The 22,563-nt window shown below is 73.0% G+C and carries 23 protein-coding genes; 18 read left to right on the top strand and 5 right to left on the bottom strand.

Going from position 1 to position 22,563, the window contains the following annotated elements; translation table 11 throughout:
• Positions 1 to 3 precede the first annotated feature (3 nt).
• The 6 genes from ACFFKU_RS13125 to ACFFKU_RS13100 are packed head-to-tail and all read left to right on the top strand — an operon-like array spanning position 4 to position 6,387.
• On the top strand, positions 4 to 1,680 hold the full coding sequence (locus ACFFKU_RS13125) for an ABC transporter substrate-binding protein (protein WP_380138565.1): 1,677 nt from the start codon (positions 4 to 6) through the stop codon (positions 1,678 to 1,680).
• A gap of 25 nt (positions 1,681 to 1,705) precedes the next feature.
• Positions 1,706 to 2,710: an ABC transporter permease gene (locus ACFFKU_RS13120; RefSeq protein WP_380138563.1), complete on the top strand. Its 1,005-nt coding sequence runs from the start codon at positions 1,706 to 1,708 to the stop codon at positions 2,708 to 2,710.
• On the top strand, positions 2,707 to 3,633 hold the full coding sequence (locus ACFFKU_RS13115) for an ABC transporter permease (protein WP_380138561.1): 927 nt from the start codon (positions 2,707 to 2,709) through the stop codon (positions 3,631 to 3,633). The genes ACFFKU_RS13120 and ACFFKU_RS13115 overlap by 4 nt, the downstream gene beginning before the upstream one ends.
• Positions 3,630 to 4,652 (top strand): ABC transporter ATP-binding protein, encoded by a 1,023-nt coding sequence (locus tag ACFFKU_RS13110; protein WP_380138560.1) that lies wholly within the window; start codon positions 3,630 to 3,632, stop codon positions 4,650 to 4,652. Before ACFFKU_RS13115 ends, ACFFKU_RS13110 begins: the two co-directional genes overlap by 4 nt.
• On the top strand, positions 4,649 to 5,698 hold the full coding sequence (locus ACFFKU_RS13105) for an ABC transporter ATP-binding protein (protein ID WP_380138558.1): 1,050 nt from the start codon (positions 4,649 to 4,651) through the stop codon (positions 5,696 to 5,698). The genes ACFFKU_RS13110 and ACFFKU_RS13105 overlap by 4 nt, the downstream gene beginning before the upstream one ends.
• Positions 5,695 to 6,387: a nucleoside/nucleotide kinase family protein gene (locus ACFFKU_RS13100; RefSeq protein WP_380138556.1), complete on the top strand. Its 693-nt coding sequence runs from the start codon at positions 5,695 to 5,697 to the stop codon at positions 6,385 to 6,387. The genes ACFFKU_RS13105 and ACFFKU_RS13100 overlap by 4 nt, the downstream gene beginning before the upstream one ends.
• A gap of 34 nt (positions 6,388 to 6,421) precedes the next feature.
• On the opposite strand, the gene ACFFKU_RS13095 is transcribed toward ACFFKU_RS13100, so the two are convergent.
• The gene (locus ACFFKU_RS13095) at positions 6,422 to 6,598 is read right to left on the bottom strand and encodes a CsbD family protein (RefSeq protein ID WP_380138555.1); all 177 of its coding nucleotides are present in this window, start codon (positions 6,596 to 6,598) and stop codon (positions 6,422 to 6,424) included.
• 200 nt (positions 6,599 to 6,798) lie between these two features.
• On the opposite strand from ACFFKU_RS13095, the gene mihF reads away from it, so the two are divergent.
• From mihF to ACFFKU_RS13040, 11 genes are all read left to right on the top strand, one after another.
• Positions 6,799 to 7,125, top strand: coding sequence for an integration host factor, actinobacterial type (gene mihF, locus ACFFKU_RS13090; protein WP_380138554.1), 327 nt, complete (start codon positions 6,799 to 6,801; stop codon positions 7,123 to 7,125).
• Entirely contained in the window at positions 7,122 to 7,691 is a 570-nt protein-coding gene (gene gmk, locus ACFFKU_RS13085; RefSeq protein ID WP_380138717.1) for a guanylate kinase, read from the top strand. Before mihF ends, gmk begins: the two co-directional genes overlap by 4 nt.
• A gap of 50 nt (positions 7,692 to 7,741) precedes the next feature.
• Entirely contained in the window at positions 7,742 to 8,005 is a 264-nt protein-coding gene (gene rpoZ / locus ACFFKU_RS13080) for a DNA-directed RNA polymerase subunit omega (protein ID WP_380138552.1), read from the top strand.
• Positions 8,002 to 9,267 (top strand): bifunctional phosphopantothenoylcysteine decarboxylase/phosphopantothenate--cysteine ligase CoaBC, encoded by a 1,266-nt coding sequence (gene coaBC / locus ACFFKU_RS13075; protein ID WP_380138550.1) that lies wholly within the window; start codon positions 8,002 to 8,004, stop codon positions 9,265 to 9,267. Before rpoZ ends, coaBC begins: the two co-directional genes overlap by 4 nt.
• Positions 9,268 to 10,473, top strand: coding sequence for a methionine adenosyltransferase (gene metK, locus ACFFKU_RS13070; RefSeq protein WP_380138549.1), 1,206 nt, complete (start codon positions 9,268 to 9,270; stop codon positions 10,471 to 10,473).
• Positions 10,470 to 12,494 (top strand): primosomal protein N', encoded by a 2,025-nt coding sequence (locus ACFFKU_RS13065; RefSeq protein ID WP_432499542.1) that lies wholly within the window; start codon positions 10,470 to 10,472, stop codon positions 12,492 to 12,494. The genes metK and ACFFKU_RS13065 overlap by 4 nt, the downstream gene beginning before the upstream one ends.
• A 77-nt stretch (positions 12,495 to 12,571) precedes the next feature.
• A complete protein-coding gene (locus ACFFKU_RS13060) occupies positions 12,572 to 13,360 on the top strand; it encodes a sugar isomerase domain-containing protein (RefSeq protein WP_380138547.1) in 789 nt (262 codons plus the stop codon).
• A gap of 47 nt (positions 13,361 to 13,407) precedes the next feature.
• Positions 13,408 to 14,790, top strand: a complete 1,383-nt coding sequence (gene ngcE, locus ACFFKU_RS13055; protein ID WP_380138545.1) for an N-acetylglucosamine/diacetylchitobiose ABC transporter substrate-binding protein — start codon at positions 13,408 to 13,410, stop codon at positions 14,788 to 14,790.
• A complete protein-coding gene (locus ACFFKU_RS13050) occupies positions 14,787 to 15,785 on the top strand; it encodes a carbohydrate ABC transporter permease (RefSeq protein ID WP_380138543.1) in 999 nt (332 codons plus the stop codon). Before ngcE ends, ACFFKU_RS13050 begins: the two co-directional genes overlap by 4 nt.
• On the top strand, positions 15,782 to 16,630 hold the full coding sequence (locus tag ACFFKU_RS13045) for a carbohydrate ABC transporter permease (protein WP_380138541.1): 849 nt from the start codon (positions 15,782 to 15,784) through the stop codon (positions 16,628 to 16,630). The genes ACFFKU_RS13050 and ACFFKU_RS13045 overlap by 4 nt, the downstream gene beginning before the upstream one ends.
• Positions 16,627 to 17,565, top strand: a complete 939-nt coding sequence (locus tag ACFFKU_RS13040) for an N-acetylglucosamine kinase (RefSeq protein ID WP_380138539.1) — start codon at positions 16,627 to 16,629, stop codon at positions 17,563 to 17,565. The genes ACFFKU_RS13045 and ACFFKU_RS13040 overlap by 4 nt, the downstream gene beginning before the upstream one ends.
• A gap of 357 nt (positions 17,566 to 17,922) precedes the next feature.
• Here ACFFKU_RS13040 and ACFFKU_RS13035 read toward each other — a convergent pair whose 3' ends face one another.
• The 3 genes from ACFFKU_RS13035 to ACFFKU_RS13025 form a co-directional block, all read right to left on the bottom strand.
• Positions 17,923 to 18,495, bottom strand: coding sequence for a hypothetical protein (locus ACFFKU_RS13035; RefSeq protein ID WP_380138538.1), 573 nt, complete (start codon positions 18,493 to 18,495; stop codon positions 17,923 to 17,925).
• A 4-nt stretch (positions 18,496 to 18,499) separates the two neighbouring features.
• Positions 18,500 to 18,727, bottom strand: coding sequence for a hypothetical protein (locus tag ACFFKU_RS13030; protein WP_380138536.1), 228 nt, complete (start codon positions 18,725 to 18,727; stop codon positions 18,500 to 18,502).
• Between the two features lie 340 nt (positions 18,728 to 19,067).
• Positions 19,068 to 20,513 carry an HNH endonuclease signature motif containing protein gene (locus ACFFKU_RS13025; RefSeq protein ID WP_380138534.1) on the bottom strand — a complete coding sequence of 482 codons (1,446 nt, stop codon included), beginning with the start codon at positions 20,511 to 20,513 and terminating at the stop codon, positions 19,068 to 19,070.
• Between the two features lie 245 nt (positions 20,514 to 20,758).
• Between ACFFKU_RS13025 and ACFFKU_RS13020 the strand changes: the two genes are divergently transcribed.
• On the top strand, positions 20,759 to 22,282 hold the full coding sequence (locus ACFFKU_RS13020; RefSeq protein ID WP_380138532.1) for a glucose-6-phosphate dehydrogenase: 1,524 nt from the start codon (positions 20,759 to 20,761) through the stop codon (positions 22,280 to 22,282).
• Between the two features lie 33 nt (positions 22,283 to 22,315).
• Here ACFFKU_RS13020 and ACFFKU_RS13015 read toward each other — a convergent pair whose 3' ends face one another.
• Positions 22,316 to 22,519 carry a DUF6458 family protein gene (locus ACFFKU_RS13015; protein ID WP_380138531.1) on the bottom strand — a complete coding sequence of 68 codons (204 nt, stop codon included), beginning with the start codon at positions 22,517 to 22,519 and terminating at the stop codon, positions 22,316 to 22,318.
• Between the last annotated feature and the right edge of the window lie 44 nt (positions 22,520 to 22,563).

The following is a 22,563-nucleotide window of genomic DNA, read 5'->3' as shown; positions in this document are numbered from 1 at the left end:
TCCATGCTCGAGCAGAGTCCCACCCGCCGCACCTTCACCCTCTCCACGCTCGCCGCGGCCTCCCTGGTCGGGGTCTCCGGCTGCGTCGCCAGCGAGCGGGACGAGCAGGGCGGCGGCGGTGGGGGATCGGCCGCGGACACGTTCGTGTTCGGTCAGTCCTCCGACCCGGACTCCCTCGACCCGGCGCTGGCCAGCGACGGGGAGACCTTCCGCATCAGCCGCCAGATCTTCGAGGGCCTCATCTCCAACGCCTCCGGCAGCACCGACCTCGCGCCCTCCCTCGCGACGGAGTGGACCGCGGCCCCCGACGGGCTGAGCTACACGTTCACCCTCCAGGAGGGGGTGACGTTCCACAACGGCGAGCCCTTCGACGCCGCCGCGGTGGTCGCCAACTTCGAGCGCTGGTTCAACTTCCGCGGGGTCGTCCAGGGCGAGAACCTGGCCTACTACTACCGCTCGATCTTCCGAGGGTTCGCGGTCAACGACGACGACGCGCTGGGGGAGCCGCTCTACGCGGGCTCGACGGCCAACCCGGACGGCACCGTCACGGTCAACCTGACGCGGCCCTTCGCCGGCTTCCTCGCCTCGCTCACGCTGCCCGCGTTCTCCATGCAGGAGACCAAGGCGATCGAGGAGGGCAACGGCAACGGCGCCGACGGCGCCGACCCGCGGCAGAACGCCTACGCCACGACCAACCCGGTCGGGACCGGGCCGTTCAAGTTCGACGAGTGGCAGCGCGGCCAGCAGGTCCGGCTCGTCCGCAACGACGACTACTGGGGTGAGAAGGCCAAGGTCGCCACGGCCGTCATCCGTATCATCGACGACGGGACCGCGCGGCGGCAGGCCCTGGAGAACGGCGACATCGACGGTTACGACCTCGTCGCCCCGAACGACGTCGCCACCCTGAAGAACGGCGGGTTCCAGGTCCTGGAACGCCCGGCGTTCAACATCCTCTACATCGGCATGAACCAGGCCCAGCCCGCCCTGGCCGACCCGCGCGTCCGGCAGGCCATCGCCCACGCGATCGACAAGAACGCGGTCATCTCGAACTCGTTGCCCGAGGGGACCCAGCCGGCGACGCAGTTCATGCCGAGCAACGTGGTCGGGTACAACGACGCGGTCACCACCTACGACCACGACCCCGACCGGGCCCGGCAGCTGCTCTCGGAGGCCGGGCAGTCGAACCTGCAGCTCACGTTCAACTGGCCCACCGGCGTCTCGCGGCCCTACATGCCCTCCCCGGAGGACATCTACAACTCCGTACGCCCGCAGCTGGAAGCGGTGGGTATCACGGTCACCCCGGTCTCGGAGCAGTGGAGCCCCAACTACCTGGACACCGTGCAGGGCACGACCGACCACGGGATCCACCTGCTGGGCTGGACCGGTGACTACAACGACCCGGACAACTTCGTCGGGGTGTTCTTCGGTGCGGCCACCAACGAGTGGGGTTTCACCGACCAGGGGTTGTTCGACGCCCTGGCCGCCGCCCGCGAGGTCACCAGCCAGGCCGAGCAGGTGAGCGCCTACCAGGCGATCAACGAGCAGATCATGCAGCTGCTGCCCGGGATTCCGGTCGCGAGCCCGGTCCCCTCGCTGGGTTTCGCCGCCGGGGTCAAGGGGTACGTGCCGAGCCCCACCCAGGACGAGGTGTGGAACACCGTCACCGTCTCCGACGAGTGAGCCGACGCGTCGGGGGGTCGAGCGCGTGCTGACCTTCGTCGTCCGGCGGCTGGCCCTGCTGGTGCTGGTGCTGTTCGGGCTCTCGATCCTGCTCTTCGCCTGGGTGCGCGCGCTGCCGGGGGACCCGGCGCGCGCGCTCCTGGGCGAGCGGGCGACCGCGTCGGGCATCGCCGCCATCACCAAGGCCTACGGTTTCGACCAACCGGTCTGGCAGCAGTACCTGACCTACCTCGGACGGTTGGTGCGGGGCGACTTCGGCGCCTCCATCCAGACCGGGGAACCCGTGCTCGCCACCTTCGGCGACCGGTTCCCGGCGACGGTCGAGCTCGCCGTCGCGGCGCTGCTGCTGGCCGTGGTCGTGGGCATCCCGCTGGGGTACCTCGCGGCCCGCCGGGCCGGCGGCTGGTTCGACAACGTGGCCGTGGGCGGGTCGCTGCTCGGGGTGGTGGTCCCGGTGTTCTTCCTCGCCGTGCTGCTCAAGTACCTGCTGGCCATCCAGCTCGGGTTGTTCCCGACCTCGGGCCGGCAGGGGGCGCGGATCGACGCGACGCACGTGACCGGGTTCTTCGTCCTCGACGGTCTGCTGACCGGGGAGTTCGACGCGAGCTGGGACGCGCTGAAGCACCTCGTGCTGCCTGCGCTGGCCCTCGGCTCCATCCCGCTGGCCATCATCGTGCGCATCACCCGGGCCTCGGTCCTGGAGGTGCTGCAGGAGGACCACGTCCGGACCGCGCGGGCCAAGGGGTTGCGCAGCGCCCTCATCAGCCGTCGCCACGTCCTGCGCAACGCGCTGCTGCCGGTGTCGACGACGCTCGGCCTGCAGGCCGGGGCGCTGCTGTCGGGGGCCGTGCTCACCGAGACCGTGTTCGCCATCAACGGGATCGGGAACTACCTGTTCACCGCCGTCACCCAGCTCGACTACCCGGTCCTCCAGGGGTTCATCCTGTTCATCGCGCTGATCTACGCCCTCGTCAACCTGGCCGTCGACGTCAGCTACGGGTTCATCGACCCCCGGGTGCGTGTCTCGTGAGCGCGCTCGACGCCCTGCCCCCCGAGGGGGTCCAGGCGGTCGAGAGCCCCCGCGGCGAGGCGGGGGCGGGGCCCTGGCGCTCGGCGCTGCGGCGCTTCCGGCGCAACCCGGCGGGCATCGTCGGCGCCGTCATCGTGCTCCTGTTCGTCCTGGTGGCGATCCTCGCCCCGGTCCTCGCGCCCTACCGACCGGCGACGTCGGAGTGGTTCGCCCAGGTCACCCCGGGCAACGTGCCCGGCCCGAGCGCCGAGCACCCGCTCGGTCTGGACTCCTTCGGCTCCGACCTGCTGACCCAGCTGCTCTACGGGGCCCGCAACTCCCTGGTCATCGGGGTCGTCTCGACCGGCATCGGGTTGGCCGTGGGGGCCGTGCTGGGTGTCCTCGCCGGCGGTCTCGGTGGCTGGGTCGACACCCTGGTCATGCGGGTCGTCGACGTGCTGCTCTCGATCCCGGCCCTGCTGCTGGCGGTGAGCATCGCGGCGGTCCTCACCCGCAGCTCGTTCTCGATCATGCTGGCGATCGCCGCGGCCCAGGTGCCGATCTTCGCGCGCCTGCTCCGGGCCTCGCTGCTCGCCCAGCGCGGGCAGGACTACGTGGTCGCGCTGCGCTCGCTCGGTCTGCGCCGCAGCCGGATCGTCGTCGGGCACATGCTGCCGAACTCCCTCGGTCCGGTGCTGGTGCAGGCGACCCTGGTGCTGGCGACCGCGGTCATCGAGGTCGCGGCCCTGAGCTTCCTGGGCCTCGGCGACCCCAACCCGGCGGTCGCGGAGTGGGGTCGGATGCTCGTGCGGGCCCAGGACCGTCTCGACCAGGCTCCGATGCTGGCCGTCTACCCGGGGCTCTGCATCGCCGTCACCGCGTTGGGTTTCACCCTGCTCGGCGAGGCGCTGCGCGAATCCCTCGACCCGAGGAACCGACGATGAGCCCGCTGCTGCAGGTCGAGGACCTGGCCGTCACCTTCACCCGCAAGGGCGCCGCCCCGGTGCGGGCGGTCGACGGCGTGAGTTTCGACGTCGCGGCCGGCGAGGTGGTGGGACTCGTCGGCGAGTCCGGCTGCGGGAAGTCGGTGACGTCGTTGGCGGTCATGGGTCTGCTGCCCCGCGGGAGGGGGACCCGGGTCACCGGCAAGGTGCTGTTCGAGGGCTCGGACCTGCTGCAGGAGAGCGACCGGCGGCTGGCCCGTCGGCGGGGCAAGGACCTCGCCATGGTGTTCCAGGACCCGATGACCTCGCTCAACCCGGTCCTGACCCTGGGCCGGCAGCTCACCGAGGTGCTGGCCGAGCACACCGACCTGTCCCGCTCGGCGCGGCAGCGCGAGGCGCTGGACCTGCTCGGTCGGGTCGGCATCCCGGACCCCCGACGACGACTGGGGGAGTACCCGCACCAGCTCTCGGGCGGGATGCGCCAACGGGTGCTGATCGCGATCGCCCTCGCCTGCTCGCCGCGGCTGATCATCGCCGACGAGCCGACCACCGCCCTCGACGTCACCATCCAGGCGCAGGTGCTCGACCTGCTCACGACGCTCGTCCGGGAGTCCGGCACGGCGATGGTGCTGATCACCCACGACCTCGGCGTCGTGGCCGGGACCTGCGACCGGGTCAGCGTGCTCTACGCGGGTCGGGTGGTGGAGAGTGCCGACCGCGGAGCCCTGTTCGCCCGTCCGCGCCACCGCTACACCGAGGGTCTGCTCGCGGCGGTGCCCCGGGTCGACTCCCCGCGCGGGACCCCGCTGCACCCGGTGCGGGGCTCGGTGCGCGACCTGCTGCCCTGGGCGCAGGGGTGCGCGTTCGCCCCCCGCTGCGACCACGCCGACGACGCCTGCGCCCGACCCGACCTCCCCCTGATCGCGGTGGGCGGTGACACGGTGGGTCCGGGGAACGGCGAGGCGCACCCGGCGCGCTGCGTCCACCCGGCGCCGACCCGGACGGGGGTGGCCTCGTGAGCGCGCTCCTGCAGGTGCGCGGGCTGGAGGTGCACTACCCCATCCGCAGCGGCATCCTCCGCCGGACGGTGGGGGCGGTGAAGGCCGTCGACGGGGTCGACCTCGACGTGCACCGGGGGACCACCTACGGGTTGGTCGGGGAGTCCGGGTGCGGGAAGTCGACCCTGGGCCGGGCCCTGCTGCGACTGACCGACCCGACGGCGGGCAGCGTGCACCTCGACGGCACCGACGTCCTCGCCCTCGGCGCCGAGGAGCTGCGCACCACCCGGCGGCGCATGCAGATGGTGTTCCAGGACCCGCTCGCGAGCCTCGACCCCCGGCAGAGCGTGGAGAGCGCGCTGCTGGAACCGCTGGCCGTGCACCGGGTCCCGGGCGGGGCGGGCGAGCACCGGCGCCGGGTGCGGGACCTGCTCGACCGGGTCGGGCTGCCGACGTCGGCCGGGTCGCGCTACCCGCACGAGTTCTCCGGAGGTCAGCGCCAACGCGTCGGGATCGCCCGGGCGTTGGTCCTCGACCCGGACCTGCTGGTGGCCGACGAGCCGGTCAGCGCGCTCGACGTCTCGGTGCAGGCCCAGGTGCTGGTGCTGCTGGAGGAGCTGCAGCGCGACCTCGGGCTGACCTACCTCGTCATCGCCCACGACCTGGCGGTGGTGAAGCACCTCTCGACCACGGTCGGCGTCATGTACCTGGGCGGGCTGGTCGAGGAGGGGCCGAGCGAGACGCTGTACGCCGACCCGCTGCACCCCTACACCCGGGCGCTCCTCTCGGCGGCCCCCGTCCCCGACCCCGTCGCCGAGGCCGGCCGGGAGCGCATCCTGCTCGCGGGGGACCTGCCGAGCCCCGCCGACCCGCCCTCGGGTTGCCGGTTCCGCACCCGGTGCCCGTGGGTGCAGCCGACGCGGTGCGCCGACGAACGACCGCAGCTGCGGGTGCTGCCGCGCCACGACCCCGACCGCCGGGTGGCCTGCCACTGGGCCGAGGAGATCGCCGAGGGGCGGCTGACCCCCGGCGGGGCGGGGGCCGGACCGGTGGGGGTGGGCGGATGAGCGAGCACGAACCGATCACGCTGTACGCCGGGGAACCCGAGGCCGGGCCGTTCCGGGTCGTGCCCGTCGCCGACGTCCTGGACCGGCTCGGAACCCCGCCGCCGGGGCGTCCGCGGGTCGTGGCGGTCGACGGTCGCGGGGGCAGCGGCAAGTCCACGGTGGCCCGCCGGCTCGCCGCGGCGGCGGGGGCGACGACGACGGCGACCGTCGTCTCCACCGACGACGTGGCCTGGCACCACTCGTTCTTCGACTGGACCGACCTGCTGGTCGAAGGGGTCCTCCGCCCGGCCCGCGCCGGTCGGGCGGTGGCCTACCGCCCCCCGGCCTGGTCGGCGCGCTGGCGGGGCGGGTCGATCGGCGTCCCGGCGGGGACGCGGTGGGTGTTCCTCGAGGGGGTCGGGTCGGGGCGTCGAGAACTCGCCGACCTCGTCGACGCGGTGCTGTGGGTGCAGTCGGACGCCCGGGCGGCCGAGCACGCCGGCATCGAGCGCGACGTGGCGGCCGGGGACAACGGCGACCGCGACGAGGCGACCCGGTTCTGGCACGAGTGGCAGGCCGAGGAGATCCCGTTCCTGGCCGAGCAGCGGCCCTGGGAACGGGCGATCCTCGTGCTCGCCGGGGTCGGTCTGCCGACGCCCCCGGCCGGTGAGCTGCTCGTCGCGGAACCCCCCACGACGACGAAGGGCTGACCCCGAGGGGGTCAGCCCTTCCCGCCGGACCGGATCACTTGTGGTTGATCTGGTCCTTCGCCTTCTCGACGTTCTGCCGCGCCTCACCCATCGACTGGTCCTTCAGACCCTGGGCGGTGAGCTCCGGGTCGTCGGTCTTGCGGCCGACGGCCTCCTCGGCCTTGCCGACGGTCTTCTGGACGACGTTCTTGGCCTTGTCCCCGATGGACATACCCGCTCCTTCTCGACGGTCTTCACCGGTGGATCCGGCAGAGCCACCGTAGGGAGCGTCGGAATCATCCGCACGGCGAGAGACCGCGGCCCCCCGGCGGGGACCGGTGGTCGACCCGGGGACCGGCGTTGCCCCTGCCCGCCCCGCTCGCTAGGTTGCGGCGACGCCCCTGACCAGATGGTTGACCCCGAGGTGGAACCGTGGCCCTGCCGACCCTGACCGCCGAACAGCGCGCTGCCGCTCTGGAGAAGGCGGCCGCGGCCCGTCGGGAGCGTGCGGAGGTGAAGAACCGCCTCAAGTACGGCGGCGGCAGCCTCGAGCAGGTCATCAAGGAGGGGCAGGCCAACGAGGTGCTGGGCAAGATGAAGGTGTCGGCGCTGCTGGAGTCCCTGCCCAACGTCGGCAAGGTCCGGGCGCGGCAGATCATGGACGAGATCGGCATCTCGGAGTCCCGTCGGGTCCGGGGGCTCGGCGCCCACCAGATCGAGAAGCTCGTCGAGCGCTTCGGCACGGGGGCCGAGTCCTGACCGTGGGTCCCTCCCGTCTCACCGTCCTGGCCGGTCCGACCGCGGTCGGCAAGGGCACCGTCGCCGCCGACCTCCGGTCCCGCTACCCCGAGATCTGGATCTCGGTCTCGGCCACGACGCGAGAGCAGCGTCCGGGCGAGGTCGACGGGGTCCACTACCACTTCGTCCCGGCCGAGGAGTTCGACCGGATGGCCGCGGCCGGGGACCTGCTCGAGTGGGCGGTCGTGCACGGTCGCAACCGGTACGGCACCCCCCGGGGGCCGGTCGAGGCCGTCCTGGCCGAGGGCCGCCCGGCGCTGCTGGAGATCGACCTCGCCGGGGCGCGCCAGGTGCGCGCCGCGATGCCCGACGCCCGCTTCGTGTTCCTGGCCCCGCCGTCGTGGGACGAGCTGGTGCGCCGCCTCGTCGGCCGCGGCACCGAGACGGCCGAGGAGCGGGAGCGGCGCCTGGAGACCGCGCGGGTCGAACTGGCCGCCGAGGCGGAGTTCGACGTGACCATCTACAACGACGACGTGCGCCGCGCCGCCGACGAGCTGGTCCGGCAGATGGGCCTGCCCGTCCGCTGAGCCCGTAGACTGGGCCGGATTCCTTTCCCCGATTCGCAAGGAGCCCCATCGTGGCTGGAACCGTGGCCGCCCCCGAGGGCATCACCAACCCCCCGATCGACGACCTGCTGACGGCCGCCGACTCGAAGTACGCCCTGGTGATCTACTCGGCCAAGCGCGCCCGGCAGATCAACGCCTACTACTCCCAGCTGGGCGAGGGCCTGCTGGAGTACGTCGGCCCGTTGGTCGAGACCCACGTGCAGGAGAAGGCCCTCTCGGTCGCCCTGCGGGAGATCAACGAGGGTCTGCTGACCTCGGAGCCCACCGAGCAGTGAGCCCCACGCCCGTCCGGACCCCGCGGGTCGTCCTCGGGGTCGCGGGCGGGATCGCCGCCTACAAGGCCGCGATCCTCCTGCGGGAGCTGTCGGAGTCCGGTCTCGACGTCCGGGTGGTGCCGACGGCGGCCGCGGAGCACTTCGTCGGACGGGCGACGTGGGAGGCCCTGTCGGGGCACCCCGTCCGCACCGACGTCTGGAGCGACGTCGCCGACGTCCCCCACGTCCGGATCGGGCGCGAGGCCGACCTCGTCGTCGTGGCCCCGGCCACGGCCGACCTGTTGGCGCGGGCGGCCCACGGGCTGGCCGACGACCTGCTGACCAACGTGCTGCTCACGGCGACCTGCCCGGTGCTGCTGGTCCCGGCCATGCACACCGAGATGTGGCTCAACCCCGCGACCGTGGCCAACGTGGCGCGCCTGCGCTCGCGGGGGATCACCGTCCTGGACCCCGCCTCGGGCCGGCTCACCGGGGCCGACTCCGGGCCCGGTCGGCTGCCCGAACCCCCCGAGATCGCCGCGGCCGCCCGTCGCCTGCTCGGGGTGGGCGCCCGGCGGCGCGACCTGGCGGGTCGGCGCGTCGTCGTGTCGGCCGGGGGCACCCGTGAACCGCTGGACCCGGTGCGCTTCCTGGGCAACCGCTCCTCGGGGCGGCAGGGCGTGGCGCTGGCCGCCGCCGCCGCCGCGCGGGGGGCCGCCGTCACCCTGGTCGCCGCGCACCTGGAGGTGCCGCTGCCCTCCGGCGTGGACGTGGTCGCCGTCGGCACCGCCGAGCAGCTGCGCGAGGCCGTCGTCACCGCCGCCACCGGGGCCGACGTCGTGGTCATGGCCGCGGCCGTCGCCGACTTCCGGCCCGCCGAACGGGCCGAGGCCAAGATCAAGAAGACCGACGACCCGGCGGCCGACCCCGAGATCCGGCTGGTCCGCAACCCCGACGTCCTGCGCGGGCTGGTCGAGGCCCGCGCGGGTGCCCGGACCCCGGTCGTGGTCGGGTTCGCCGCCGAGACCGGCGACCCCGGTCGCTCGGTGCTGCAGCTCGGGCGGGAGAAGCTGGCCCGCAAGGGCTGCGACCTGCTCGTGCTGAACGAGGTGGGGGAGACCCGCGGTTTCGCGACCCCCACCAACGCGGTCACGCTGCTCGGGGCCGACGGCACCGAGCGCGAGGTGGCCGAGACCAGCAAGGACGTCGTCGCCGAACTCGTGCTCGACGCGGTGGTGCCTATGCTGGCCCCGCCCATCTCTGACGATCCCCCTGGAGCCTGAGTGAACCCCGCGTCCGCCCTGCGTCTGTTCACGTCCGAGTCGGTCACCGAGGGGCACCCGGACAAGATCTGCGACCAGATCTCCGACGGCATCCTCGACGCGTTGCTCGAGAAGGACCCGAACAGCCGTGTCGCCGTCGAGACGATGGTGACGACCGGGCTCGTGCACGTCGCCGGCGAGGTCACCACCGAGGCCTACGTCGAGATCCCCCAGATCGTCCGGCAGACGCTGCTCGCCATCGGCTACGACTCCTCGGCCAAGGGTTTCGACGGGCACACCTGCGGCGTCGAGGTGTCGATCGGTTCGCAGAGCCCCGACATCGCCCAGGGCGTGGACTCGGCGTGGGAGAACCGGCAGGAGGGGGCCGCGGGCGACCCGCTGGACCTGCAGGGCGCGGGCGACCAGGGCCTCATGTTCGGCTACGCCTGCGACGACACTCCCGAGCTGATGCCGCTGCCCATCCACCTGGCCCACCAGCTGTCCTCCCGGCTGGCCGAGGTGCGGCGCAAGGGCGAGCTGCCCTACCTGCGCCCCGACGGCAAGACCCAGGTCACCATCGGCTACGACGGCGACCGTGCGGTGACCCTCGACACGATCGTGCTCTCCACGCAGCACGAACCCGACGTCGACCTGGCCGCGACCCTGACGCCGGACATCCACCGCTTCGTCGTCGAGCCGGTCCTCGAGGGACTGGACCTTGACACCGACGACCTGCGGCTGCTGGTCAACCCGACCGGGCGTTTCGAGATCGGCGGCCCCATGGGTGACGCCGGGCTGACCGGCCGCAAGATCATCGTGGACACCTACGGGGGCATGGCCCGGCACGGCGGGGGTGCGTTCTCGGGCAAGGACCCCTCGAAGGTCGACCGTTCCGCCGCCTACGCGATGCGCTGGGTCGCCAAGAACGTCGTCGCCGCGGGGCTCGCCCGGCGCTGCGAGGTGCAGGTCGCCTACGCCATCGGCAAGGCCCAGCCCGTCGGGCTGTACGTGGAGACCTTCGGCACCGAGAAGGTGGCCGTCGACAAGATCGCGGCCGCGATCCGGTCGGTCTTCGACCTGCGCCCGGCGGCGATCGTGCGCGACCTCGACCTGCTGCAGCCCAAGTACGCACAGACTGCGGCCTACGGGCACTTCGGTCGTGAGCTGCCCGGGTTCACCTGGGAGCGCACCGACCGGGTCGACGCGCTCACCGCCGCCCTCCGCTGAGCCGCCGCGCGCCCGTCGAGGGCGTCGCCGAGGAGCGGCCGGTCGCCGCGGTCCTGGTGTCGGCCCCGGTGCCACACCTGGACCGGCCCTTCGACTACCTGGTCCCCGCCTCGATGGGGGCGACGGCGGAACCGGGGTGCCTGGTCCGGGTCCCGTTCGCGGGCAAGGACCTCGAGGGCTACGTGCTCGACCGTCTGGCCGCCTCCGAGCACGAGGGGCGGCTCGCCCGGTTGCGCCGGGTGGTCTCGCCCGTGCCCGTGCTCGGCCCGCAGGTGCTCGGGCTGGCCCGGGCGGTGGCCGACCGCTACGCGGGGACCCTGGCCGACGTCGTCCGCCTCGCGGTGCCCTCCCGCCACGCCGGGGCGGAGAAGGCCGTGCTGGCCGGCCCGCCGCCGGGAGACCCCGTCCGGCCCGGACCCCCGGCCGACGTCGCCGGCTGGGAGCTGCACCAGGCGGGCCCGGCCTTCCTCGCCCACGTCGCCCAGGGCGGCTCGCCGCGGGCGGTGCTAGCCACCGCCCCCGGCTGCGACGCGGCCGCCCTGCTCGCCGTGGCGGCCCGCGCGGCCCTGACCTCCGGGCGCGGGGCGCTGCTTGTGGTGCCCGACCACCGCGACCTCGACCGGCTCGACGCGGCCCTCACCGCCACGTTGCCGCCCGGCTCGCACGTCCGGCTGGAGGCCGACACGGGCCCGGAGGCCCGGTGGCGGGCGTTCCTCACCGCCGCCACGGGTCGGGCCCGCGTGGTCGCGGGGACCCGGGCCGCCGCCTTCGCCCCGGTCGCCGACCTCGGTCTGGTCGCCATCCTCGACGACGGTGACGACTCCTACGACGAGCAGCGCGCCCCCTACCCGCACACCCGCGAGGTGCTGCGGCTGCGCGCGGAGCAGGACGGGGCCGCGGCGCTGCTGCTCGGGGTGACCCGGACCGGCGAGTCGCAGCTCCTGCTGGAGCAGGGCTGGGCCCGCCCCGTGCAGGCCACGCGCGAGGTGCTGCGGGCGAGGGCTCCCCGGATCCTGGTCGCGGGATCCGGGCCCGGTGGCCAGGACCCGGTGGCCGCGGCCGCCCGGCTGCCCACCGACGCCTGGCGGGTCGCGCGCGAGGCCCTCGCCCACGGGCCGGTGCTGGTGCAGGTGCCGCGGACGGGGTACGTGCCCACACTCGCCTGCCGGACCTGTCGCGCCCCGGCCCGCTGCGCCCACTGCGCGGGACCCCTGCACCTGGCGGGGGCGGGGGAGACCGCGGCCTGCCGTTGGTGCGGGCGACCGGCCGTCGGCGGCGGTGCCTCCTGGCGCTGCCCCGAGTGCTCCGACACGACCTTCCGGGCCGTGGTGACCGGCGCGGCCCGCACCGCCGAGGAGCTCGGCCGTGCGTTCCCGGGGGCCACCGTGCGCACCTCGGGCGGTCCCCGCGTCCTCGACTCGCTCGTGGCGGGCCCGGGGCAGGGCCGCTCCACGCTGGTCGTCGCCACCCCGGGGGCGGAGCCGGTGGTCGAGGGTGGCTACGCCGCCGCGCTGCTGCTCGACGGGTGGGCGATGCTCGGTCGGCCCGACCTGCGGGCCCAGGAGCAGACCCTGCACCGGTGGCTCGCCGCCGCCGCCCGGGTCCGACCGGCCGCGGCCGGCGGGCGGGTCGTGGTCGTGGCCGACCCGCAGGCCCCCGCGGTGCAGGCGCTGGTCCGGTGGGACCCGGCCACGTTCGCCGAGCGCGAGCTGCGCGCCCGCGCCGAGCTCGGGCTGCCCCCCGCGGAGCGGTTGGCCGGCTTGCTGGGCGCCGAACCCGACGTCGCCGAGGCCGTCGAGGCGCTGCGCCGCAGCCCCGGCTTCGGGCCCACCTGGCGGGTGCTCGGCCCCGTCCCGGTCCCCGGGCGGCCCGGGGCCCCCGAGCTCGTCCGGACGCTGGTCGCGGCGCCGCTGGCCGAGGGCGCCCGGCTGGGCGAGGAGGTCAAGGCCCTCACCGCGGGCCGCAGCGCCCGCAAACTGCCGACCGTCCGGGTCCGCATCGATCCGACCCAGATCGGTTGACGTCGACCCGCCCGGCGTGGGGGTTCCGTCCCCGCGCTCGTCGTGACTATGGTGCGGGAACCGGCGGAAGGAACGACGTGGGGACTTCACAGCTCGACGAACTCCGGTCGGTGGTGCCCTCGTTCTCCGACGAGGTCACCCGCCGCCTGGCCGACATCTCGACGGGTGCGCTCGCGGGCGAGTTCGACGCCGCGATCGAGCTCCTGGCCGATTCCGTGGCCCAGGGCGGGGTGGTGCAGGCCTTCGGCACGGGACACTCCGAGGCATTCGCGATGGAGGTGGCCGGTCGGGCCGGGGGACTGATCCCCACGAACCGGATCGCGTTGCGCGACGTGGTGCTCCACGGATCGCGCACGACCGGGGAACTCTTCGGCCGGCCCCCGTTGGAACGGGATCCGCGGATCGCCGAGGAGATCTTCGCGACGGTGGACCGGCACGAGGCCGACGTGTTCGTCATCGCCTCGAACTCCGGGGTCAACGGTTCGGTGGTGGGGGTCGCGCTGCTCGCCCACCAGCACGGTCACCCGGTCGTCGCGGTGACCTCCCTGGAGCACACCGCTCGGGTGGAGCCCAAGCACCCCAGCGGGAAGCGGTTGAGCGAGGTCGCCGACGTGGTCCTCGACAACCGGGCGCCCTACGGTGACTCCACCCTGGCCGGGATCGCCGGGCAGGACGTCGCGATGGGCGCCGTCTCCTCCCTCACCTCCGCCTACATCGCCCAGGTCCTCACGCTGGGCACGGTCACCCGGCTCGCCGCCCTGGGGGTCGAACCCCCCGTCTACGTCTCGGCGAACGTGCCCGGCGGGGACGAGCACAACCGCGCCTGGGAGGACCGCTACGCGGGCCGCATCCGCCGCGGGGCCTGACCCGACAACCGCACCGAGCTCCACCGAGAACCACCCGAGGAGACGTCATGGACCGTCGAAACCTTCTCCGTTTCCTCTGCGCTGCACCGCCTCTGGTCATGGTGGCCGGGTGCGCCGCGGGCGGGGACGACGGCGGGGGGACCCCGCAGCAGACCGGGGAGGTCAGCGCCGACAACCCGTTCGGGGTGCCGGCCGACTCGACGGTGGACGCGGTGATCTTCGACGGCGGGTACGGCACGGACTACGCGACCTTCGCCGCGGGCGTCCTGCAGAAGGCGCGCCCGGGCGTCGAGGTCACGATCTCCCCCTCGACCCAGATCGCCCAGCAGCTGCAACCGCGTTTCGTGGGCGGCAACCCGCCGGATCTCGTCGACAACTCGGGCGCGGGGGCGATCGGGCTAGCGACGATCGCGGCGCAGCTGGAGGACCTCAGCGCGGTCGTGGAGGCGAAGAACCTCGAGGGCACCACGATCTCGGACACCCTCTACCCCGGGGTGCTGGACGTCGGGCAGTACGACGGCAAGCTCGCCGCGATCAACTACGTCCTGACCGTCTACGCCGTCTGGTACTCGGCGTCGCTGTTCGAGGCCAACGGGTGGACACCGCCGACCACCTGGGACGAGGCCCTCGCGCTCGGCGCGGCCGCCCGGGCGCAGGACAAGTACCTGTTCACCTGGGGCAAGGAGGCGGCGTCCTACTACCTCACCCTGATGCTCGACTCGGCCATCAAGGAGGGTGGCGACGACGTCCGGGTGTCGATGGGCAACCTGGCCGCCGACGCGTGGTCGCGGCCCGCCGTCACCGCGGTGCTGGCCGCGATGGAGCAGGTCGTCGCCCGGGGCTACATGCGTCCGGGCGGGGCGGGGACGCAGTTCACCGCGGCACAGGCGCAGTGGAGCCAGGCCCAGGAGGCGCTGCTCTACCCCTCGGGATCCTGGATCGAGAACGAGATGAAGGACGCGACGGCCGAGGACTTCCGCATGACGGGGGCGCCGGCCCCGGTCGCCTCGTCGTCGGCCGCGCTGCCCGTGACGGCGATCAACAACACCCCCAACGAGCCCTACGTCGTGCCCAGCCGCGGCAAGAACCCGGCCGGGGGCAAGGAGATGCTGCGGGTCATGCTGTCCAAGGAGACGGCCACGGAGTTCGCCCGCACCAAGCTGGCCTCGACCATCGTGAGCGGGACGGTCCCCGCCGACGCGTTCGGCTCCACCGCGCTGGCCAGCCAGGTGTCCATGCTCGACGCCGCCGGGACGGACACGTTCTCCTACAACTTCGTGCAGACCTACGGCATGACGTCGGACGTGAACGTGCTCTGGAACTCGTTCCTGTCCGGGGACTCCGACGCCGCCAGGCTGGCCGCGGGCATGCAGGACCTCTTCGACCGGATCCGGGAGGACGACTCGGTCGTCAAGATCGAGGTGAAGTGAGGTCCCCGACCCCGACCCCGACCCCGGGTCCGGCCCGGACGCGGGGTCGGCGGTCGGGCTGGGACCGGCGCAGCCTCATCCTGGTCTTCCTCGGGGTCCCCTTCGCGTTCTACTTCCTCATGGTCCTGTACCCGTTCTCGCAGGCCGTCTACTACTCGGTGACCGGGTGGAGCGGGTTCAGCCCGGACCAGCCGTTCGTGGGCCTGGCCAACTACCAGCGGCTGTTCTCCGACGGCACCTTCCTCACGGCCCTCGGCAACAGTCTGCTCCTGCTGCTGGTCGTCCCCGCGGTGACGCTGTTCCTGTCCTTCGTCCTCGCCGTCCTCGTCACCTTCGGCGGGTCGACCTCCGGCGGGGTCCGCGGGTTGCGGAACTCGGGGTTCTACCGCGTGGTCTCGTTCTTCCCCTACGTCGTCCCGGCCATCGTCATCGGCATCATCTTCAGCCAGGTCTTCAACCCGGCGAACGGTCTGCTCAACGGGTTCCTGCTGGCCCTCGGGCTGGACGGGTTCCGGGACTTCGCCTGGCTGGGAGACCCCGGCACGGCGATGCCGGCGACCATGGCGGTCATCGTGTGGGCGTTCGTCGGCTTCTACCTGGTGCTGTTCGTCGCGGCGATCCGGGGCATCGATCCCGAGCTGTTCGAGGCGGCGCGCCTCGACGGGGCGGGGCGGTTCCGCTCCGCGGTGCACATCGCCGCCCCGGGCATCGCCGGCGGGGTCCGCACCGCCTACGTCTACATGGGCATCCTCGCCCTCGACGCCTTCGTGTACCTCCAGGCGCTCAACCCGACCGGGGGGCCCGACAACTCGACCCTCGTCGTCACCCAGCAGATCTTCACCACGGCCTTCACCCGCGGTCAGTTCGGGGTGGCCTGCGCGATGGGCGTGGTGCTCGCCGTGGTGACCCTGCTCTTCGTGGGGGTCGTGTTCGGGCTGAGCCGGTTCCTGCCCGGTTTCGAGCGCGGCGGGCGCACCCGGGGTGGTCTGCGGTGAGCGGGGTCGGGGCCCGGCGGGGGGAGCGGTGGGTCGGGACCGCCTCGCACGCGGTGCTGGTCCTCTGGTCGGTGGCGGTGCTCGCCCCGCTGCTGTGGACGGTCCTGAGCTCGTTGAAGACGACCCGGGAGATCCTCTCCTCCCCGTTCTCGCTGCCCGCGTCGCCGCAGTTCGGCAACTACGCCAACGCCTGGACGGAAGCCGGGATCGGGGTGTCGTTCGTCAACTCGCTGGTCGTGGTCGGCGCCGCCCTCGTGCTGACCATGCTGCTCGGCTCGATGTCGGCCTACGTCCTGGCCCGGTTCGCCTTCCCCGGGCGGGCGGTCGTCCGGATCCTCATCATCGCCGGGCTGACGTTCCCGGTGTTCCTGGCCGTGGTGCCGTTGTTCTTCATCCTGCGCCAGGCCGGGCTGCTCAACACGCTGCCCGGGCTGGTCGCGGCCTACACCGCCTACGCCTACCCGTTCACCGTCTTCTTCCTGCTCTCGTTCTTCGAGGACCTGCCCGGGGAGATCGCCGAGGCGGCCTCGATCGACGGGTCGGGGGAGTGGCGTACCTTCTTCCAGGTGATGCTGCCGATGGCGACGCCGGGTCTGGTCTCGGTCGCCATCCTCAACTTCGTCGGGCTGTGGAACCAGTTCCTGCTGCCCGTCGTCCTGAACTCCGACCGGGGGACCTACGTGCTCACCCAGGCGATGGCCGGGTTCGCCTCGCAGGCCGGCTACGCCATCGACTTCGGCGGCCTGTTCGCGGCCGCGGTGCTGACGATCCTGCCGGTGCTCGTGGTCTACATCGTGTTCCAACGTCGGCTGCAGGGGTCGGTCGCCCAGGGCAGCCTGCGGTGAGCGTGCAGGACCTGCTGCTGGCCCTGGACGCCGGCGGCACCTCGACCCGCGCCCTGCTGCTGCGCAGCGACGGGACGGTGCTCGGGCGGGGTCGGTCGGGAGCCGGGAACCCCACGTCGGCCGGCTCGGAGCGTGCTCTGGCGTCGGTCGCCGCCGCGTCGGCCGAGGCCGTGACCGGCGCCGACCCGGCCCGGGTGTCGCTGGCCGTGCTGGCGATGGCCGGCGAGCAGCACCTGCTGGGCGCGGCGGACCTGCGCTCCGCCCTCGGGGTGGGCCCGGCCACGGAGGTCCGGGTCGTCTCCGACGTGCTGGCGATGTTCCGATCCGGCGCCGACGAACCGACCGGGGCCGCCGTGGTCTCGGGAACCGGGTCGAACGCGGCGCGGGTCGAGGACGGGGTCGTCGTCCGCGCCGTCGGGGGCGCGGGGTGGCTGCTCGGGGACGGCGGCTCCGGTTTCGCGATCGGTCACGCGATCGTGCGGGCCGTCGTCGCCGCCGAGCACGGCCTCGGCCCCCGCACGAGCCTCGCCGGACCGGTGCTCGCCGGGGTCGGCGGGGACTACGCGGGTCTGGTGCGGCACACCTACGCCGAGCGCCCGGTCGCCCTCGCCCGGCTCGCGCCCCTGGCGTTCGAGCACGCGGCGACGGACGCGGTGGCCGCCGCCGTCGTCGCGGCGGCGCAGGACGACCTCGCGGCCCTCATCGCCCGGGTCGCCGGGCCGGGCGACCCGCTCGTGGTCGGCGGCAGCGTGGCCCACCACGGCCTCCTCGCCCCCGGTCGTTCGCGGACGCCGGCCCTCACCGACGCCCTGCGCGGGCTGGACCTCCGCTCGGCGCGCGACGGCGCCCAGGGGGCCGCCGTCGCCGCCCTGGCCCTGCACGGCGGGGAACCGTCCGCCGAGGTGCTGGCCCGGGTGCGGAGCGGTGCCGTGTGATCCCTGGTCCGCCCGTGCGGCCAGAGCATCAGCGAGGCGTTGCGCGTCCGCCCGCGGCATCCCGGAGGACCACTACGAGCGAGAGCGTGGCCACGGCGAGGCTGACGAGAACAGCGGAGGGCCAGCCGGGATTTCTCATCAACCTCCAGGTTGGGGGCGCGGCGGTCAAGGTGGATTTGCCGACCGGAGGACGGCACCGGTCCGTCCCGGTTGTGCGCGCATCGCGGCCCTCTGTTGCTCTACGTCGGTCGTTGCCGATGTCACGCGCACCGCGGGGTCACCGTTCACCCTCGCACCGCGGGGTGACCAGTTCATCTCGCCGGTCAGCTGGGATTGGGGTGCGCGGGACCTACCCCGCTACGTCAGGCCGCGTAGGGTCTCCTGCAAGACGTTCAAGACACGTCCCACCTCGTCGGCAACGGCATTGAAGACTTCGCCGACTTCCTTGGCGTCGTCTAAATCGTGAAAGACATGAGCCGTGTTGAGGCCGACGTTGGCCGTCATGTCTGGTGGCAACGGCACATCGGCCATGACCCCGCCGATGGGCTTCCACTCACCGACCTTGAGCGGGCCGGTCGGCGCCAGCCATGGCCCAAGGCCCTCGATACCGTCCACATAAGTGATCTCGGCGAGAGACGCGGGCTGTGCCAGCGACATCAGGTGGAGCGAGCGGTGCTTGGCCCTGTTGCTGAGGTCATTAAGCCACCTCAACGCCGGATCGCCAGTAGTCCAGGGTTGCGCCCGGACGATGGCGTCGATCACCGGCAGCGGAAGCAGTTTGGCGAGCGTCTTGGCGAACTTCTTCCACTTCGCCGCGTCCTCGGTGATCGGGAACGACAGCAGACGGTCGGACGGCGGCGGGTCGGCCTGGTGGTGCACGCAAGCAATGGCATGGACGGCATGGTCGAGCGCGTCGCGGAAGGACTGCACCGCCTCAGATGCGGCGACTGCCCAGTCCAGCAGCGGTGGCTCCTCTGAGGCGGGCGAGGATGCCGATGCGGCGTCCCTCATCGTCGAAGACAGCATTCGCCAGCTCGACGTGGCCAGGAAGGTTCCACGCCTCGATGCTCTCGATCAACTCCTGACGCCGCGCAAGGGCACGGCGCCACTTAGCGCCCACGCTGGCGAATGCGGGGTGCATGCCGGACTCGGCCGTCGTCATTCACGGAACGTTAGAAGAGATTAACAGGTTTCGCCTACTGCCGGTTGCTCTAACCAGTACGAGCCGGGCACCCGCGGTGCCCTAATCATCGACACGAGCGCGACAGTGCGGTCATCGGCAGGACCGTGACGTCCGTGACCGTGACCGTGACCGTGACCGTGAACTCGGAGCCGGTCCGGGTAGGCCGCGGCCGGGGCCGCCCGTCGCCCCATGTATCCGCGTGTGGGTCGCCGCGCGTAGGGGGTCCGCGCCGTGCCGTCGCCGGCTGAGGCAATCGGCGCCCGCTCGTGAGACTGAGGTTGTGTTCGCTCCATCGGCCGAAACCCCCGGCCTCGGAACCCTAGAACGGCGGCGTTTCCGGACCACCCCAGGTGAGATGCGTCTGCTGACGCACTCGCCGGCGGTGGGCGGTGCGGTGCTCGAACACGTACAGGGTCTTCTGCCGGTGATGCCGACGGCAGGAGGCGTGCAGGTTCGACCGGACCGTCTGCCCGCCTTCCTCGAACGGGATCCGATGGTCGAGGTCGCAGTCGATCGCGGGCACCAGGCAGCCCGGGGTGGTGCAGGTCCGGTCCCTGGCCTGGACGAATCTTTTCAGTGCGGCGCCGGGGCGGTAGACCCGGGATGAGACGTCGAGAACCTCACCCGATACCGGATCGGTGAGGATTCTTCGCCAGTCCCCATCCGCGGCCAACGCGCGGGCCAGGGCACCGGGAACCGGACCGATCCCGGCGACCTCGCCCGGTTCGTCGTCCAACCCCAGCAGCGTCCGCGCGGCGATCGTCACGTGCACGGTGGTGGAGGACGCGGGGCGGTGGGTCAGGACGTGCTTGACCGGGTTCACCTCACCGGGCTCCGCCGGCGTGGTGGGGTCGGAGAGGGCGGGGACGCCCTCGCGCATCGCGGTGGTGAGGACGTCGGTGAACACGTCGGCGCGGCGCTGCTGATGCGTGCGGTGATCGCGGGTACCCGCAGCGCGGGCGTGGTCGGCGGCCGCGTCGGCCGCGGCGGTCAACCACCGATCGAAGCGCAGCGCGACGTCCCTGCCGACCAGGGCGGTGAGGTGCGCGGACAGACCGGAGTCCCCACCGGTGTCGCAGAGGTCGACGCTGACGTGGCGGTTCGCGTCGGCCACCCGGACCGCGACGGGGACGTGCTCGGGGGTGAGCCGTCGGATGACCTTGGTGCAGTGCCGGGTCAGTTGCTGCGGCGTGGGTTGAGCGGTCGCGATGTAGGCCAGCGCCGAGGCGGTCAGTTCCTTCCGGGCCGAGACCAGCGCGTCGCCGTCGAGGACGGGTTCCCCGAACACCCCCACCCGCACTCCCCCCGAGCCCTCGACCGGGACCAGCGTCGCTTCGCGGGCGGCGAGGCGGTCCTGCGCGCGCCGGATCACCGCGCGGTGCGTGGCGGTGATGCCACCGGCCCGGTAGGCGTCGTGCAGGACCGGGTCGGCCAGCGCGTCGAGGGCATCCCCGACCTGACCGACCGCCTGCAGGTGGGAGAGGTGCCGTGCCTCGGCCAGGATCATCGCCGCCACCTCGGCGATGAGGTGGTCGAGGAGTTCGGGGGTGAGTTCCTCCCCGTCGCGGGTGCAGCCCAGGTCCCGGGCACGGACCACGTCGGGGTGCTCACGACGGACCCAGTCCAGCACCGCGACCACGGCGTCGATCGCCATCGCGTGACCGGTGGAGCGGAGCCGTTCGGTGGCCTGCAGCAACTCGGTCAGGGCGTCACGGGGCGCCAACTGATCCCCCACCTTGACCGGTTCCACGACCCCCGTACTCATGTCCGAATTCTACCCGGACAGCCGTCCAAGATCAACCGAAAAGGTTGCCAGAACCGTTGCAGGACAAGGCGTAATGACCTCGCACATGCCTTCACCGGGCCGCGGGCCCGCACCCGGACGTCGACGAGGCGAGGGCCCCACCTCCACCTGGACCCGGTGCCCTCGGGGCGACGGTTCCGATCTCCGCCGCATCCCGCGCCCGACCCGTCGTGCGGCCCTCCGCGATGTTGGGCAGGGTGTGGCCCGTGACCCACCACGACGACCCGGCCACGGGCGGCAGCGAGAGCCCGACCAGCGATGCGCCCGGTGCGGGCGGGGGGCACGGAGCCTCCGGCGCCCGGCAGGACGGTCGGTCCGGCGGCGACCCGGTCGCGACGCTGCTCATCCTCGGCGCCAGCGGCGACCTCGCCTCGCGCCTGCTCATGCCGGGGCTCGCCCGGCTGCTCGTCTCCGACCGCAGCGAGGACCCGGCGCACGGCCACGGATCGGGCCTGCAGCTCGTCGGCGCGGGGTCCGAGGACTGGGACGACGACCGGTGGCGCGAGGTGGTCACCAGGTCGTTCGCGGAGGCGATCGACGCGGGACCCGACGCCGAGGCGGCGACGGCGGTGCGGGACGGGAGCCGGTACGCCCAGGTCGACGTCACCGACGCCGAGGCGTTGCTGGACCTGATGAACTCCTGCACGGCGCCCGTCGCGGTGTACTTCGCGCTGCCGCCCGCGGTCACCGCCGAGGCCTGCCGCAACCTGGTGGGGAAGGACCTGCCGGAGAGCACCCGGCTGGTCATGGAGAAACCCTTCGGTTCCGACGAGGCCGGCGCCCACGAGTTGAACCAGGTCGTCGCCCAGCTCGTCCCCGAGGAGCACGTGCACCGCGTCGACCACTTCCTCGGGACCTCGACGGTCCTCGGAACCCTCGGGGTGCGTTTCGCCAACCGGATCTTCGAGCCGACCTGGAACGCCGGGCACGTCGAACGGGTCGACGTGTTCTACGACGAGGACCTGGCGCTGGAGGGACGGGCCCGGTACTACGACCACGCCGGTGCCCTGGTCGACATGATCCAGAGCCATCTCCTGCAGGTCCTCGCGGTGCTCGCGATGGACGCGCCCTCGGCGCTCGACGAACGCGAGTTCCGCGACCGCAAAGCGCAGCTGCTCCGGGCGACGAGGCTGGCCGGGACGCCGCAGGAGGCGAGCCGTCGGGCCCGCTACACCGCGGGAACCATCGGGGACCGGGACCTGCCGGACTACGCCGCCGAGGACGGGGTCGACCCCGACCGGCAGACGGAGACCCTGGCCGAGGTCGTCCTGCACATCGACACCTGGCGCTGGGCCGGCGTGCCGTTCCGGCTGCGTTCGGGCAAGGCGCTGGGCCGGGCCCGCAAGGAGGCCGTGATCACCTACAAGCCGGTGCCGCACCTCATGGCGGGCCTGCTCGGCACCCCGGGGCCGACCCGGCTGCGGCTGGGGTTCAAACCCGACACGGTGAGCCTCGACCTGAACGTCAACGCCCCCGGTGACCCGTTCGACCTCGACGGGGCCACCATCACGGCCCGCCTCGGCGACTCCGAGCTGCCCGCCTACGGGGAGGTGCTGGCGGGGGTCCTCGACGGCGACCCGTTGCTCTCCGTGCGCGGCGACACCGCGGAGGACTGCTGGCGCATCCTCGCCCCGGTCATCCAGGCCTGGCGCGACGACGAGGTGCCGCTGGAGACGTACCCCGCGGGCAGCGACGGGCCGGAGCCGACGGCGGGTTTCCCCGCCGTCTGAGCCCCGCCGTCCGAGTCCCGCCGTCGGAGGGGGTCAGAGCTCGCGGCGCGTGGTGGTCGTGGTCGAGCGACCGGCCCGCGGCCGGAACAGGGCGAACTCGAGGATGATCCCGAGGACGCCGACGACCATGAGGATGATCCCGACGGTCTTCAGGTCGATCCCCGAGACGGAGAGGCTGACGGCGAAGGCCAGGATCGCCCCGAGGGCGAGGAGGAAGATGCTGGTTCCGAGGCGCATGGGATCACAGTGTCCTCCGCCCGCGGGGCGCGCACCTCGAACTG

It is taken from the genome of Kineococcus gynurae, assembly GCF_042433995.1.
In the GTDB taxonomy this organism is placed as follows: domain Bacteria; phylum Actinomycetota; class Actinomycetes; order Actinomycetales; family Kineococcaceae; genus Kineococcus; species Kineococcus gynurae.
The sequence above is the reverse complement of the archived record's forward strand: the minus strand, read 5'-3'. Positions and strand labels throughout refer to the sequence as shown.